Origin of the sequence: Flavobacterium adiutor (genome assembly GCF_048282555.1) — a bacterium.
In the GTDB taxonomy this organism is placed as follows: Bacteria; Bacteroidota; Bacteroidia; order Flavobacteriales; family Flavobacteriaceae; genus Flavobacterium.
The window spans coordinates 4321015-4335728 of record NZ_CP182487.1; the positions used below are offsets into that span (position 1 = coordinate 4321015).

Genomic DNA, 14714 nt, shown 5'->3' on the forward strand with positions numbered 1-14714 from the left:
ACTTAAATAAACTTATATCACTTATATGGTTTAAATTTTTAAATCCCGAAAAGCCGTTGGAGAAACTCCTGTATGTTTTTTAAAAACCCTTGAAAAATAAGAGTAATCATCATAGCCAATAGCCGATGCAACTTCGTTGACAGCCAGTTGTTTATCGGTCAGCATTCTTTTGATTTCCAGAATTACACGATCCATAATCACTTCGGTAGCTGTCTTTTGTAAAATTTCATTACAAATCCGGCTAAGGTGTTTCAGGGTAATATTTAATTTATCCGCATAAAAAGAAGGTGATTTTTCTTCTTTAAAATGCTGTTCCAAAAGCTTTTCAAATGCGCTTATTTTTATGTTGTAGGAATGTGCCTGATGTGAATAAGTTTCACTATACTTCCGTGAAATTTCAATATGAATGCAATCTAGTAAATTCAGCATTTTATCCAGTTGGAAATTATTATGCAGACTGTTTTCTTCAATTAAAAGATTGAAATAAGGCAAAATTTTAGAAATTTCAGATGCTTCAAAAAGTATTTCCGGACGATTGTGAATCGAATGATAAAAGTTGTAATCGTTGATGTTTTTCTTTCCGAAATATAAATTGTAAAGTTCCTGGGAAAATATAATCACAAAGCCTTCAATATCTTCAGACAGGCTCCAATGGTGCATTTGTCCTGGCTGCAGCACAAATAAACTGCCTTTCTTAATTTCAAAACGGTCAAAATCGATTTCATGTATCCCCGAACCATCTGTAAAAAAAACCATCAGATACGAATCATGCCGATGCGGTTCTTCAACAAAACTGTGGCTTTTAAAATGCTCTCTAAAGGTATTCACATAAAATTCACGATGAATATCGTTGCAGCTAAAATTTTCTACACTATAAACCGGATATTTTTTCACTGTAAAAATGTCTTTATTGTGCTATAAGTAGCGAAGATATAAAAAAGGTTTTGAAAGAATCTGATTTACCTTTGTATAAATATAAAACAACAATATCATGTCTAGTGCATTAACTCATATTTTAAGCAACGAATGTCCACATTGTCATAAAGGAAAAGTTTTTAAGGACAAAAATATTTTCCTGAATTTTGGCTTCCCGAAAATGAATGAAAGCTGCAGTCACTGTAACTATAAATTTCAAAAAGAACCCGGGTTTTTCTTTGGTGCCATGTATGTAAATTATGGTCTGACAGTAGCTCAGGGAATTGCAACATATTGTATAGCGCAGTTTTTCTTTGAAAACACATTCGATTTAAGAATTATTCCGATAATTGCTGTTGTCATCATCCTGTTGACTTCTTTCAATCTCCGATTCTCAAGATTAGCGTGGATTTATATTTTTAAGGATTATACGAGCTAAAAAAATGCTATTTTTGCCTTTCAATTGAAACTAATTTCAATTTCAAAAAAAAACAAAAATAAATTAGACAAATGAAAGCATACGTATTTCCGGGTCAGGGCGCACAATTTACAGGAATGGGCAAAGACTTATATGAAACATCACCATTAGCAAAAGAATTGTTCGAAAAAGCCAATGAAATTTTAGGTTTCAGAATTACAGATATTATGTTTGAAGGCACTGCCGAAGAACTAAAAGAAACAAAAGTAACACAGCCGGCTGTATTTTTACATTCGGTTATTTTAGCCAAAACTTTAGGAGATGATTTCAAACCTGAAATGGTGGCAGGACATTCTTTAGGAGAATTTTCAGCTTTGGTTGCTAATGGAACTTTATCTTTTGAAGACGGATTGAAATTAGTTTCACAACGTGCTTTGGCGATGCAAAAAGCCTGCGAAATAACACCATCTACAATGGCAGCAGTTTTAGGACTTGCCGATAATATTGTAGAAGAAGTTTGTGCTTCTATTGACGGAGTTGTGGTTGCGGCAAATTATAACTGCCCGGGGCAATTAGTAATTTCAGGAGAAACTTCAGCAGTTGAAAAAGCGTGCGAAGCGATGAAAGCTACCGGAGCAAAACGTGCTTTGATTTTACCTGTTGGAGGTGCATTTCACTCCCCGATGATGGAACCTGCAAGAGAAGAACTAGCAGCAGCTATTGAAGCAACATCATTCTCTACTCCTATTTGTCCGGTATACCAAAACGTAACTGCAAATGCGGTTTCTGATGCAGTCGAAATTAAAAAGAACTTAATTATTCAGTTGACAGCTCCTGTTAAGTGGACACAGTCTGTACAGCAAATGATCGCTGACGGCGCTACTTTGTTTACAGAAGTTGGACCTGGAAAAGTTTTGGCAGGTTTAATCAATAAAATTGACAAAGAAGCTGCTACGGCGAATGCTTAATTAGCTTTTAAAATATTAAAAAAGAGAAACCCTCCATGAATTACATGAAGGGTTTCTCTTTTTATTTAGATTGTAATTAAGCCTGTTTAGCAAACTGCAATTCAATATTCAGTTTCACTTCTTCACCAACCAAAACACCTCCGGTTTCAAGAGCAGAGTTCCAGTTTAGACCCCAGTCTTTACGGTTTATTTTTCCTTCGATACTTAAAGCCACTTTTGTATTTCCCCATGGATCAGTCAGGATACCGCTGTATTCAACCGGAAAACTTACTGTTTTTGCAACCCCTCTGATGTTTAAATCCCCTGTAATTTCATATTTCTCCTCATTGATTTTTTTGAATGATGAAGCTTTGAAAGTCAGTTTCGGATGATTTTCAGCATCAAAAAAGTCTCCGCTCTTTAAGTGATTGTCTCTGTCTGTATTTGCAGTATCAATGGAAGCAATATCAGCAGAAAATTCGATAGCTGCATTTTCGAAATCATCTCCTTCTGTAGTGATGGTGGCATCGTAAGTTAAAAATTTTCCTGAAACATTCGTAAACATCATATGTTTAACCTTAAAACCAATTTCTGAGTGAGTTGGGTCAATTGACCATTTTGTAGTTGCCATAATTTTATTTTTTAAATATTAATTTCATTTTGATAAGACAAAGGTACGGTGACAGTAAGTCTAAAGCACTTAACCTAGATTAAGAACGAAAATATAATCTTATTTGATTGTACCAACCATAACTAAGCCTATTCATAAAGTTAACCTTTCTTTTTTAGTTTTTCAAGAAAGCGAACAAAAAAAACGATAACAATCTGATGTACAGATTAATTATCGTTTCAGCGTACAGGCATTATTTTTTTGTTACTGTATTAATAGTTCATCGGAATGTCCATCAATAAAAATTCAGCATCTGTGTTGGCCTTAATGCTTAAAGTATCGGTTCCTGAAATCCCAACCGCATCACGGGTATTTAATTCCTGACCGTTTATGGTTACGTTTCCTTTTAAGATAAAAGCATACACTCCGTTTCCTTCTTTTTTAATTTTGTATTCTGTTTCAATTCCTGAGTCAAAATTCCCCATGTTGAACCAAGCATCCTGATGAATCCAAACTCCTTCATCCTCTGCATTTGGAGACAAAACCTGAGCCAGTTTATTGTGCCTGTCTGCAACATTCAACGTAATTTGCTGGTAACGCGGCGTAACATTTCTTTTGTTTGGAAACAACCAGATTTGCAACAATTTAGTCTGCTGATCAGCATTTGGGTTAAACTCACTATGCTGGATTCCGGTTCCGGCACTCATGACCTGGATATCACCATTTTTGATTACTTCGGTATTTCCCATACTGTCTTTGTGAGCCAAATCTCCTTCTAGCGGAATAGTGATGATTTCCATATTATCATGTGGATGTGTTCCAAATCCCATTCCGCCTGCAATCGTGTCATCGTTCAAAACACGAAGTGCTCCAAACTGAATTCTGTCCGGATTGTACCAGCTTGCAAAACTAAAGCTGTGGTAAGCGTTCAACCATCCGTGATTTGCATTTCCTCTTGTTTCTGCTTTGTGCAATACTATATTTTCCATGATTTTGTGTATTTGTTATTTTTATAGTACAAAGATACGACCGTCATGGATGAAAAGCACTTAATGTAGATTAAGAACGGTTTTAAGGTTAAATTATGGGGTTTTAGGAGCAATAATTTTAGTTTTCAAAACATCTTTATTCCTGCTCATATCTATTACTGCTCCCGATAGCTATCGGGACCGCAACAACAGGATGCCGCTGCTATCAGGGCTGCATTAGAAATCTTTATTTTCAGAAGTATTAGGAACCTTCAAAAAGAGATAATTTCCAGATCTTATAAGATTAAAACAGCATCATTTTATTTTTATAAATTTTCCTCGTGCCGAAGCTATGTCAAGATAGTTGCCTCCATCTTTCCTATTATGAATGGAAAATTGAATAGTATCTTTTGTTATTTGATTTTTAAAAATACTTACGATTAAATCAGGATTGATAAAGCTATCTAGTACAATTATGCTTTTGTAAGATATTTCACCTTTAGGTATAAACTTGTTATCGAAAGCGTAAGTACTGTCGTTGAAAGTAATTTTTTTCTTCTTAATGTGATAATATTCCTTTTCTACAATGCAATAATAACTGCCTCTAAGTTTATTGTTTTCCTGATTGCCAAAATTGATAAAAAAGAAAGTAATTATTAAAATGGAAGATTTCATGATTTTAGACGTCTACTTTTTACTATTTTGCATGGCCCAAATCAGTAATGCATTTTTTTCTTTAGGCAAGCCTAATTTATCGATTATTTTACTTCGGTGGCCTTCAACTGTTTTTTCGGATAAAAATAATAAGTCGGCAATTTGTTTTGTAGTTTTTTGCTGCGTAATCAGTTCAATAATTTTCCTTTCAGATAATGTCAGATGTGCCAGTTCATTGTTATCATTGGGAGTATCTGTTATTAAATCATCTTTCAAAAAAGCACTGATATATTCATGTCCTTTTTTTACTTCCTGAAGACATTTTTCTAATTCGGTTTGAGCATGTTCTTTTAGAATATAACCATAAATTCCGTATTCTTTCGCCTTTTTATATATAGTCATCTCTTTATGCATGGTCAGTAAAATGATTTTGGTTCTCAGTTTACTTTCCTGTATTGCTTTGGCCACATCAAGGCCATCCAACCCCGGCATGTTGATATCAAGAATAGCAATATCCGGCAAGTGTAACTTAATTAAATTTAATGCCGAAATTCCGTTAGAGCAGGTATCTTCTACTCTGTAACCATAAGATTCCACAAAGCTTTTTGTACCCAAGAGGGTAAAAGGATGGTCATCTGCAATTAATATTCTCATTGAGCTTTCTTTATATCGATGGTAATTATTGTGCCGTTAGTATTTGATATAATATTAGCTTGTCCGCCAATAGCCCTGCTTCGTTCTATAATATTATGCAGGCCAAATGAAGATTTACTGTTTAAAGTTTCTTCTACATTAAATCCTTTTCCATTGTCTTTAATTTCAATGATAATACTGTTTTCGTTTTCAGTTATAGAAATTTTAGCAGCAATTGCATCAGCATATTTTATGATATTGGAAAGTGCTTCCTGCACAATACGGTAAATTTGTAATTCATCGGAAGAAGACAAAACACTGTCATAATCAATCTCGGCTGTAACCATGAAATTATTAACAGATTCTGCCCGTTCTACCATTTGATTGATGCTTTCTTTTAATCCTATTTTATCAAACATGATAGGGTGTAAATTCCTGCTGATACTTCGGATATCATTAATAATAGCATCAATTTTCTGACTGGTAATTTCTGTTTTTTCTTCGAAGGAGTTTTTTAAACTCAGCAGTTCGTGACTTACACTGTCATGCAGGTCGCTTGCAATACGTTTGCGCTCTTCTTCTGTTTTTTCGAGGAGTTGTTTGGTGTATAACTGCGTATTTTCTTTTTCGAGTTTTAATTTTTTTTGTTTTTGTTTCAGGTTAAATGCAAAGTTTATAAGCAATATCCCTATCAAGCTGGCACATAAAAGTGCAATTGTTGTATTTTTGTTTGTTATGGTCTGTTCTTTTATTTTTAATTCCTGTGCTTTTTTTTCAGTTTGATATTTTTTTTCAAGTTCTACTGTTTTTACCCTGGTAATTATGCTTCCTATACTATCTGCAATAATTTTCTTTTGTGCTTCATAGGCTAAAGCAGTTTTATAATCTTTATTTTGAATCGCACTGTTTTGTAATACTCCATAAAGCATATTGACTTTTTCATATTGCTGATTGCTTATTAAAGTGGGTAATGTTTTTTTTATATCTGCAAAATTGGAATAATTTGGATTCTTTTTTATCTCATACAATGCAGATGTTAATTTGTATTCCTGAGTTAAATCATCAGAATCTATTTCTTCAACAACAGGCTTTAAATCAGTAAGTATTTTTTTGGCTTCTGGCAACTTGTTGGCATAGATTAGATTTTCTGCCTTAAAGTCAAATATTTTTATTTTTAATATTTTACTTTCATCTTTGCTGCTAATAAAAGCCTGATAAACAGAGTCAATCAAGGGTCTTTGGCGTTTATCTTTTAAGTACTCATATATCGAAATTTTATTAATCAAACCGATATAGACATTATAAGTATTATCTATTTTTTTATAAGCTTGTATCGCTTTGTCCGCATTTTGAATAGCTCTTTTTTTATCACCAATAGCAGTATATATATTAGCATAATTGGAATAGACAAAAGCCAAACCTTTTGGATTATCTATTTTGCTGAAATATTCAAAAGATTTCTGATTGGCAAGCAAACTTAAATTTTGCTTGCCCATAATGTAATAAATATAAGACAAATCGTAGTAAGCTCTGGCAATATTGTAACAGCTATTATAGTCGTCAGGTTCTAATGTAGTAATCTTTTTAAAGTACTCACATGCCTTTTTTAAATTATACTTGTCGAAATAATAATTGGCCAGATAAGCATCCACAAAAGTGGTTTTTAATTCAGGGACTTTGTGTCTGTATCTGGCGTCAAATTCTCTGACTTTAGTCATAAACTGATCATTAAAATCATAAGAATCTGCAAGATATACACAGGCGAAATCTAAAACTTCGGCTGCTTCTAAATATTTTTTTTCTTTTATTTTGTCGTTGTAATAGTTGTGAAAAACCGATAAATAATTTTTGTCCTTCTTGTAATGCTCTACTTTATGCAACCAGGCTTTTGTGGCATCTTCTTTTACTGGTACTTCTTTTTGAAATAAAACTTCATTCGTTTCATTCTTCTGACAAGAAAAAACAAGCAAAAAAAATGCAATAAGAAAAGCACGAAATAAATAATTGGTTTTAGACATAACCTTATTGTTTTTTTTACAAATGTATCTATTTGAATCAGTATTTGAATTATAAATAAATAATTCAGGGGTTTCCCCTTGCGTGAATTCGTTTGGATTTGCCGGAATTTTGTAATCTAACATTTTAAAGAAAAACTATGAGAAAAATTACTCTATTAAGAAATCAAATACTTTTTTTTGCCATTGTGCTGACCACAAGTTTTTCGAGAGGGCAGGTTTCAGCAAGTGCATTGTCTTTTGATGGTTTCGATGATTATGTGGAACTGGGGGATATAATGCCTGCAACATATACAAAAGAAGCCTGGTTTTATGTGTCAAATTTAGGTCTCCAAAACAATCTTATTTCGGGTGGCTCAGATGGGCAACACGCACTATATCCCTCTGCAAATTATGGAAACAGATTGTCGGCGGGACACAATGGAATCTGGAATGCAGTGCAGGACCCAACTCCAATTGCAGCCAATACATGGTATCACGTTGCTTTGACTTATGATGCTGCAACCACCACAATGAAAATGTATAAAAATGGTGTTTTAGTAGCAAGCAATACCTCTGTAGCTCCTTTTACTGGCGGAAGCGCTGTACGACTTGGTACATTTGATACTGCAAATTTACTTGGAGGTAAATTAGACGAAGTACGTATCTGGAACAGAGTTTTACCTGAATGTGAAATTCAAAACAATATGAACAGCGAACTTTCTGCAGACCAAGTAGGATTAGTAGCTTATTACAAATGCAACCAAGGTATTGACTCTGCAGATAATACCGCAATTACTAACCTGACAGATGCTAGTGGAAATAATAATACCGGTACATTAAACGGATTTACCTTAAGCGGGTCTAATTCAAACTGGGTTTCGCCAGGGGGTTTTGTTACAGGAACAATGAGTCCGGAACAATTGTCGGTTACAAGTCCGCAAGTTTTTTGTACGGCAGCTAAAGTTGCTGATTTAAAGGCTACAGGAATCAATATAAAATGGTATTCTTCATTGCTATCAGTAAACGAATTGATTGCCACAACTGCATTGACAGCAGGAACAACTTATTATGTTTCGCAAACTATTGGTAGCTGCGAAAGTCCAAGAAGAGCGGTTGTTGTGACGATAAACACAATTCCGGCACCTACAGCCACTAGTACACAAGCTTTTAATAGAGATGCTACGGTTGCCAATCTTACAGCAACAGGAACCGACTTGAAATGGTATGCAGATCCTACAGGAGGAACACCTTTGGCAAATTCAACTCCAATAACGGGCGGCACTTATTATGTTTCTCAGACGGTTTCAGGTTGCGAAAGCTCAAGATCGGCTGTTCAGGTAAACCTGAATGCATCGGCATTGGATTTTGATGGAATAGATGACAAAGTAAACTGCGACACCACTATTTCTACAACATTGAGTGATACCAATAAATTAACCGTTGAGGCATGGATCAAAACAACCAGAGATTCAAATGTAGAAACTATTGTTTCCAATCACGGTAATGGATCTTCAACTCAATTCGATTTACGTACCGTTAATGGTGAATTTAATTGCTTCATTGGTTTTGGTAGTTACGTAGTTACAGGAGGAACAGTTATACCAAACACATGGCAACATGTAGCGATGGTGTTTGATGGGAACTCTGTAACATTGTATGTTGATGGAGTAAATGTTGGTACCACACCAACCCCATCCGATTATACTTTGCCAACAAGCGTGGCACCAATGATATTAGGATATAATGGCTATGGAGAAATTTTTAAGGGACAAATGGATGAGGTTCGTGTTTGGAACAAAGCTTTGACTCAAACTGAAATTCAAAATAATAAGAATTGCGAACTAGGGCCAGGAAAAACTAATTTATTAGCGTATTACCAATTTAACCAAGGTCTTGATAATAGAAACAATTCAACAGTAACCACAGTCGCAGATGCCAGCAGCAATGCGAACGCGGGAATATTAGATGGTTTTACACTTACAGGAAATACCTCTAACTGGACTGCAACCAGTATTGTGACAACAGGAAATACCTGTTCGACTAATTTAAATAACGATCATTTTGAATTTTCATCAAAAACAGCGGTCTATCCTAACCCGTCAAATGGCATATTCTCTTTAAATACTGACGCACGTGCCGCTATTGTAGTATATGATTTGAATGGAAAAATCATTAAATCGGAAAATATTAATACAGGAAATACCAATTTTAATTTGAATAGCTCTCCTAATGGTATTTATTTATTGAAAATAACTCATGATAACAATCAAGTTGAAACCATAAAATTAATAAAAAAATAACATGAAAAGTGTTAAACAAAAGAGGCTTCTTCATTTAAGAAGTCTTTTTTGTTTATAAAAATCAATAAATAACGGTTGGATGAATTATTTTTGACCACATTGAAATTTAAAATCCCTGAAATCAATTTTATTCAATGATATAAAGCTTACTTCTTCAAAAGCCTGGCTTTCATTTTACTGAAAAATTCCGGTGTCACACCAATAAAAGAAGCGATTTGTTTTTGTGGCACTTTATGAACGAGTGTTCCGTATTTGGCGCAGAATTTCTCAAAACGTTCTTCGGCAGGTAAACTCAAATTATCCATTAATCGCTGTTGGTTCGCAACTAATGAATTCTCAATCAAAATCCTGAAAAAGCGCTCCAATTTCGGAATTTCACGATACAACTGTTCCTGATTTTCCTTGGATAACGAAACAACTTCTGCTTCTTCCAGAACTTCGATAAAAAGCTGTCCCGGTTTTTGCGAAAAATAACTGTACATATCACTCATCCACCAGCCCTCACAAGCAAAAGAAAGTACGTGTTCTACAATATTATCGTTGATATTGAAACTTCTTAAAATACCGGAATTTACAAAATACGAATGTTTGCAGATCTCGCCGGCGTTCAGTAAAATCGTTTTGGCTTTGTAAGTGTTTGTTTCTAATTTAGATAAAAAAAGTTCCTGTTCTTCCTGAGTCAGTGAAACATGTTTGGCAATATTTTCAAGAATCAATGCCATTATTTTTTTTCTTCTATTAGTTTAAAAGACGTGGCTTTAAACCTGTCACCCACTATTTCTCCGGTAACAGTAGCTTTACTGATGGCATTGCAAAAACCTTTTTCGGCATGGGCATCTCCGTGATCGTGAATCGTTGTTCCGTCCACAAAGTAGGTTTTTCCGTTAATGCGAACGGCTAAATCACAGCTTTTACCTTTCATCCCGAATTGACATTCACCGCAGGAAGCTTCGAAGATGGTTGGTTTATCAAATTTCTTTTTGCTCTGAGCCTGAACAGCAATTCCAATGAAAAGGAAAGTTGCTAATAAAATATTTTTCATAATTAAGAATTTACAGTTATTAATTTCGCCGTTTCTTTGGCGCGTTCTGTTACTTCATTGATTGGAGTCGAAAGCGAATCATGACTTAAAACGACTCCCATTCTGCGGTAAGGTCTTGAACTTGGTTTCCCAAAAATCCTGAAATCAGTTTTAGGTAAAGCGGCTACTTTTTCGATTCCGCTAAAAGTTGGATTTACAGAATCTTCTGAGGCTAAAATTACAGCGCTTGCCCCCGCTTTGTCTAAAGTAATTTCGAAAATTGGCAGACTTAAAATCGCTCGTAAATGCAATTCGAATTCGTTGAAATTCTGCGTTCCGGCTAAAGTCACCATTCCGGTATCGTGCGGACGCGGAGAAAGCTCAGAGAAATAAACACCTTCGTTCGTCAGGAAAAATTCAACACCAAAAAGCCCGGCTCCGCCAAGCGCTTCGGTAATTTTTTCTGCCATATCCTGAGCTTCGTACAAATCTTTTTCTGCAACCAGAGCAGGCTGCCAGCTTTCCTGATAATCGCCTCTCTCTTGTCTGTGTCCAATTGGCGCACAAAATAAAGTTGGATTATTATTTTGGGTAATCGTTAAAAGTGTAATCTCCGAATGGAAATCAACAAAAGCTTCTACAATCACTTCAATGACATCACCGCGTGAACCAGCAACGGCATATTCCCAGGCTTTTAAAATATCTCCTTCAGATTTGATTGTCGATTGCCCTTTTCCGGAAGATGACATCAAAGGCTTAACCACACACGGAATTCCAACTTCGTGAACCGCCTTTTGAAGTTCGGCTGCCGATGTTGCGTATTGGTATTTGGCTGTTTTCAATCCGAGTTCTTTTGCTGCCAAATCACGGATTGCTTTACGGTTCATGGTAAAGTTGGCCGCTTTCGCTGAAGGGACAACGGTAATGCCTTGTTTTTCGTAATCGTAAAAACGTTCGGTGCGAATGGCTTCTATTTCGGGTACAATAAAGTCCGGCTGGTGTTTGGCTACGATTCGGTCCAAGGCTTCGCCGTCGAGCATATTGATAACTTCAAAACCATGGGCAACCTGCATTGCCGGTGCATTCTCGTAACTGTCAACAGCGATTATGTTTTGTCCGATTCGTTGTGCTGCAATGGTAAACTCTTTGCCTAATTCACCTGAACCGAGGAGTAATATCTTCATTTTGGAGTGTTGTAATGTTGGAGAAGTAAAAGTAGGGAAAAATGTTTTTAACCGCAAAGTTCGCTAAGATTTACGCGAAGCATGCAAAGTTTTGTTTTTAATTTAAAAAGGAGCTTAAAGAGTTTTCTCGCAGATTTACTTCGTTTGTTCGCTTTCGCTCGAGTTGCAGATTCGACGGATTTGTCGATTTAAATTGAATTTTTAGTTAAGTAACCACAAAGTTTGTCATTTCGAGGAACGAGAAATCACACTAGAAACTCGACAAAGATTGGAATTTACTTTACGGAATTCCGCGTGCGATTTCTCCCTTCGGTCGAAATGACAAGATTGCGAGTAATTGTATTGAGAATAATGGTTGTTAATAACGAAAAATTCCCGTTAACCCGTTTGCGTGAGGGATTACTTCACTAAATTTTATTTTAATCGGAGTTCAGTGAATTTATTTGAAGTGGAAAGCCCACAGCCTGACGAAGGAAGTGCGAGGACTTGCAACGGATAGCCCGACCCTTGTGGTCACGCCAAAATAAAAAATTAATTTTTATAATTGACACATTTCAAAATTATCTAATTTTCTAATTTAGAAATCGGAATATTAAAAGTAACTCTTGTTCCTTCGCCAGGAATAGAATTGAAGAAAACACGACCATTGATGTATTGAATTCTCTCTTTCATGAATAAAAGTCCCATTCCGGATTCACTGTTTCGTTTTTTGTCTACGCTCGCCATATCAAAACCTTTACCATTGTCATCGACTATAATACTCAACAGGGTTTCGCTATGAGAAAGCTGCACAATAATATGAGTTGATTCTGCATATTTTATCGCATTATTAATTGCTTCCTGAGTCAGACGATAAATATTTATTTCAATCAAAGAATCTAAGCGCTGGTCAAAATCGGTTTTATTGTAAAAAAGAATTTCTTTTCCTGTCAACTTTGAAAGTTCCTGAGTCAGTTTTGCGATTGAAGAAACGATTCCGTGGTCACTTAATTCGGGTGGCATCAAATTAAAAGTTGCCGTTCGGACACCTTTTATAATATCTAGTGAAAGTTTCTTCAGGTATTCAATTTTCTGGGCAGATTTCTCTTTATCATCCAGGTTAATACTCTCCAGGCTAAATTTCAATCCGGTCAGCATCTGCCCTATTCCGTCATGAATTTCTTTGGCAATACGATTTTGTTCGTTCTCCTGATTTTCGACAATTTTGCTCGAAATAATCTTTTGCTGATTGATTTTTTCGGTACTGTTTTCAATATTCAGACGCTCTACTTCGCGTTGTGCTTTTTTACGTTCGGTAATATTGAAACACACAATCAAAAGTTCCAGCTCATCCTTTTTAATCATTACCGGAACCATAGATAAATCAAGCCAGATCGTCTGATCTTCTCTATTGTGAATTTTGATTTCGCCCTGCCAGCCGCTTCTTTGTTTTTCAAAAATAATACGGTCTATATTGCGCTGTTCTTTTTCATCAGTCGTTAAAATCTGTGAAAAAGTTTTATTCGAAGAAAATTTGGTATAATTTAAAAGTTTGGCAAATTTTTCACCTACGTGAATGATCGAGCCGTCGGGTGCAATACGGCAATAAAGAAGGGTGTTTTCCATCGCATAATTCAGCGATTTCAGCTCTTTTACCGAATTTTCTTTTATTTCACTGATGATTTCGGTGTCATAAGCCAGCTTTAAGGCCTTCTTTTCAGAAGATAAAAGTTTAGCTATAAGTTTTTCAACTTTTTTGTTTGTAGGTTTAAAGATGAATAAAAATTCTAAAAGCAAAACAAGCAGCGTAAATCCGAAAATCCAATATTCGGTGGTACGCTGCTCCGTTACTTTTTCATGTGCTTCTTTATCGTATTGGGTGACAATTTCATTCATTTTCGAAAGAAAGATCCCTTCGTTTTTTAGAATTTTCTGCACCAGCTTTTGATTATCGGCAGTGTTCTTTTTTTGTTCCAAATTTAAAAGAAACAAATTAACCGATTCAACTATAATACTGAAGCTCGGTTTTATTTCGGCGTATAACTTTGATAATGCTTCACTTTTTTCTTTCGGAAAAGCGAGGCTGTCACTGCCATTTTCTAATGCCGCCTGATTGTTTTTCCAAAGGGACAAAACATTTCGTACATGTGCAATTTCTTTATTGGGAGAAGTATCAGAAACAAAGTTTAAAATTAAAATTTCTTTGGTAATCCTTTGACTCAGCATTCTTTGCTTTCCCGAAATATTGATGATTTTAGAATCGCTAAGCTGCTGTTTTAAGTTGTACTGAATTAAAAGCTGACTTAAAATAATGGTTATAGCAATAGTCCAGAGTGCAAAAAAATACAAACGACGTAAATTTTTGAATGTAATTTTCTCTGCCCCTTCCTGATTGCCCTTTTTCATTTGAAGATACTATATTTTATAGCGGAAAATGGAATTTACTTTCGCTCATTTCATAACAACCAGCTTATAATCCCAAAGATGCTTTTATCAAATTTAAGTTTTCTTCGGAGTAGTTGATTTTCAAAGCTTCCTGATGTCCTTTTTCAGACATTTTATCCCAGGTTTTTTTGATGATATTTTTTAGTTTTTCATCATCGTGCTTTTCAACAAAAGGTTCTAAGTAATAATCTAAAAACACCAGACAAATTACGTCTTCGAGTAATTGGGTTTCGGCATCTTTTTTAAGTAATTTCTTTTCGATCAAAAAAGAAACACGATCGATAAAAGTTTGTTCATATCCGGCTCTTTCGAGAATTTCAGCAGTGGTTTTGGCATGAAACTTTTTCAGATCTTCTCTCCATCTCAGATACCCTACACGATCCATTGGGTACGATTCACGAGCCACTTTCCAACGGCAGATGTGCTGTGCTTTTGAAGCAATCTGAACCTCTTCTGAAGCTTCAGGACAAAACTCCATCAGTTTTTTATACATCCTGTTGGAGTATAAAAGCTCTTTTGGATATTCAATATTCTGATCTGTTTCTATGTTTGGATCCTGAGCATTTTCGGCATCAATCCACTGACTTGCTTTCTGAAAAGGTGTACTCATTTTTTTGTTGAAAATATATTTTCAAATATACAT

The 14714-nt window shown here is 35.3% G+C and carries 14 protein-coding genes; 3 read left to right on the top strand and 11 right to left on the bottom strand.

Translation table 11 applies throughout. The features are described from left to right. Positions 1-30 precede the first annotated feature (30 nt). The gene (locus tag ACNC7R_RS18255; RefSeq protein ID WP_417942459.1) at positions 31-894 is read right to left on the bottom strand and encodes an AraC family transcriptional regulator; all 864 of its coding nucleotides are present in this window, start codon (positions 892-894) and stop codon (positions 31-33) included. A 97-nt stretch (positions 895-991) separates the two neighbouring features. Between ACNC7R_RS18255 and ACNC7R_RS18260 the strand changes: the two genes are divergently transcribed. Both ACNC7R_RS18260 and fabD read left to right on the top strand, forming a co-directional pair. After that, entirely contained in the window at positions 992-1354 is a 363-nt protein-coding gene (locus ACNC7R_RS18260; protein ID WP_417942461.1) for a DUF983 domain-containing protein, read from the top strand. 71 nt (positions 1355-1425) lie between these two features. Then, positions 1426-2301, top strand: coding sequence for an ACP S-malonyltransferase (gene fabD / locus ACNC7R_RS18265; protein WP_417942463.1), 876 nt, complete (start codon positions 1426-1428; stop codon positions 2299-2301). A gap of 76 nt (positions 2302-2377) precedes the next feature. On the opposite strand, the gene ACNC7R_RS18270 is transcribed toward fabD, so the two are convergent. The 5 genes from ACNC7R_RS18270 to ACNC7R_RS18290 all read right to left on the bottom strand — a co-directional run bounded on the left by ACNC7R_RS18270 (position 2378) and on the right by ACNC7R_RS18290 (position 7286). Continuing rightward, positions 2378-2911, bottom strand: coding sequence for a YceI family protein (locus ACNC7R_RS18270; protein ID WP_417942465.1), 534 nt, complete (start codon positions 2909-2911; stop codon positions 2378-2380). Between the two features lie 251 nt (positions 2912-3162). Next, complete coding sequence (locus tag ACNC7R_RS18275) at positions 3163-3879, bottom strand: pirin family protein (RefSeq protein WP_417942467.1); 717 nt, start codon at positions 3877-3879, stop codon at positions 3163-3165. Between the two features lie 294 nt (positions 3880-4173). Next, a complete protein-coding gene (locus ACNC7R_RS18280; protein ID WP_417942469.1) occupies positions 4174-4533 on the bottom strand; it encodes a hypothetical protein in 360 nt (119 codons plus the stop codon). A gap of 12 nt (positions 4534-4545) precedes the next feature. After that, positions 4546-5166 (bottom strand): response regulator, encoded by a 621-nt coding sequence (locus tag ACNC7R_RS18285; RefSeq protein ID WP_417942471.1) that lies wholly within the window; start codon positions 5164-5166, stop codon positions 4546-4548. Then, a complete protein-coding gene (locus ACNC7R_RS18290; protein ID WP_417942473.1) occupies positions 5163-7286 on the bottom strand; it encodes a tetratricopeptide repeat-containing sensor histidine kinase in 2124 nt (707 codons plus the stop codon). Before ACNC7R_RS18290 ends, ACNC7R_RS18285 begins: the two co-directional genes overlap by 4 nt. Positions 7287-7300: 14 nt before the next feature. Between ACNC7R_RS18290 and ACNC7R_RS18295 the strand changes: the two genes are divergently transcribed. Beyond that, positions 7301-9442, top strand: coding sequence for a LamG-like jellyroll fold domain-containing protein (locus tag ACNC7R_RS18295; protein WP_417942475.1), 2142 nt, complete (start codon positions 7301-7303; stop codon positions 9440-9442). A gap of 146 nt (positions 9443-9588) precedes the next feature. Here the strand turns inward: ACNC7R_RS18295 and ACNC7R_RS18300 are convergent, their stop codons facing one another. The 5 genes from ACNC7R_RS18300 to ACNC7R_RS18320 all read right to left on the bottom strand — a co-directional run bounded on the left by ACNC7R_RS18300 (position 9589) and on the right by ACNC7R_RS18320 (position 14681). Continuing rightward, a complete protein-coding gene (locus ACNC7R_RS18300; RefSeq protein ID WP_417942477.1) occupies positions 9589-10164 on the bottom strand; it encodes a Crp/Fnr family transcriptional regulator in 576 nt (191 codons plus the stop codon). Continuing rightward, entirely contained in the window at positions 10164-10484 is a 321-nt protein-coding gene (locus tag ACNC7R_RS18305; RefSeq protein ID WP_417942479.1) for a DUF6370 family protein, read from the bottom strand. Before ACNC7R_RS18305 ends, ACNC7R_RS18300 begins: the two co-directional genes overlap by 1 nt. A 2-nt stretch (positions 10485-10486) precedes the next feature. Then, complete coding sequence (purT, locus tag ACNC7R_RS18310) at positions 10487-11647, bottom strand: formate-dependent phosphoribosylglycinamide formyltransferase (RefSeq protein WP_417942480.1); 1161 nt, start codon at positions 11645-11647, stop codon at positions 10487-10489. Between the two features lie 564 nt (positions 11648-12211). Beyond that, positions 12212-14032 carry an ATP-binding protein gene (locus tag ACNC7R_RS18315; RefSeq protein WP_417942481.1) on the bottom strand — a complete coding sequence of 607 codons (1821 nt, stop codon included), beginning with the start codon at positions 14030-14032 and terminating at the stop codon, positions 12212-12214. A 64-nt stretch (positions 14033-14096) separates the two neighbouring features. Next, positions 14097-14681: a DUF4202 domain-containing protein gene (locus ACNC7R_RS18320; RefSeq protein ID WP_417942482.1), complete on the bottom strand. Its 585-nt coding sequence runs from the start codon at positions 14679-14681 to the stop codon at positions 14097-14099. Positions 14682-14714: the final 33 nt, after the last annotated feature.

Excerpts from the sequence above, each read along its gene's own strand:
- ACNC7R_RS18260 (WP_417942461.1), top strand. The coding sequence starts at position 992 with ATGTCTAGTGCATTAACTCATATTTTAAGCAACGAATGTCCACATTGT.
- ACNC7R_RS18275 (WP_417942467.1), bottom strand. The coding sequence starts at position 3,879 with ATGGAAAATATAGTATTGCACAAAGCAGAAACAAGAGGAAATGCAAAT.
- ACNC7R_RS18320 (WP_417942482.1), bottom strand. The coding sequence starts at position 14,681 with ATGAGTACACCTTTTCAGAAAGCAAGTCAGTGGATTGATGCCGAAAAT.
- purT (WP_417942480.1), bottom strand. The coding sequence starts at position 11,647 with ATGAAGATATTACTCCTCGGTTCAGGTGAATTAGGCAAAGAGTTTACC.
- fabD (WP_417942463.1), top strand. The coding sequence starts at position 1,426 with ATGAAAGCATACGTATTTCCGGGTCAGGGCGCACAATTTACAGGAATG.
- ACNC7R_RS18295 (WP_417942475.1), top strand. The coding sequence starts at position 7,301 with ATGAGAAAAATTACTCTATTAAGAAATCAAATACTTTTTTTTGCCATT.
- ACNC7R_RS18290 (WP_417942473.1), bottom strand. The coding sequence starts at position 7,286 with ATGTTAGATTACAAAATTCCGGCAAATCCAAACGAATTCACGCAAGGG.
- ACNC7R_RS18280 (WP_417942469.1), bottom strand. The coding sequence starts at position 4,533 with ATGAAATCTTCCATTTTAATAATTACTTTCTTTTTTATCAATTTTGGC.
- ACNC7R_RS18305 (WP_417942479.1), bottom strand. The coding sequence starts at position 10,484 with ATGAAAAATATTTTATTAGCAACTTTCCTTTTCATTGGAATTGCTGTT.
- ACNC7R_RS18300 (WP_417942477.1), bottom strand. The coding sequence starts at position 10,164 with ATGGCATTGATTCTTGAAAATATTGCCAAACATGTTTCACTGACTCAG.
- ACNC7R_RS18285 (WP_417942471.1), bottom strand. The coding sequence starts at position 5,166 with ATGAGAATATTAATTGCAGATGACCATCCTTTTACCCTCTTGGGTACA.
- ACNC7R_RS18315 (WP_417942481.1), bottom strand. The coding sequence starts at position 14,032 with ATGAAAAAGGGCAATCAGGAAGGGGCAGAGAAAATTACATTCAAAAAT.
- ACNC7R_RS18270 (WP_417942465.1), bottom strand. The coding sequence starts at position 2,911 with ATGGCAACTACAAAATGGTCAATTGACCCAACTCACTCAGAAATTGGT.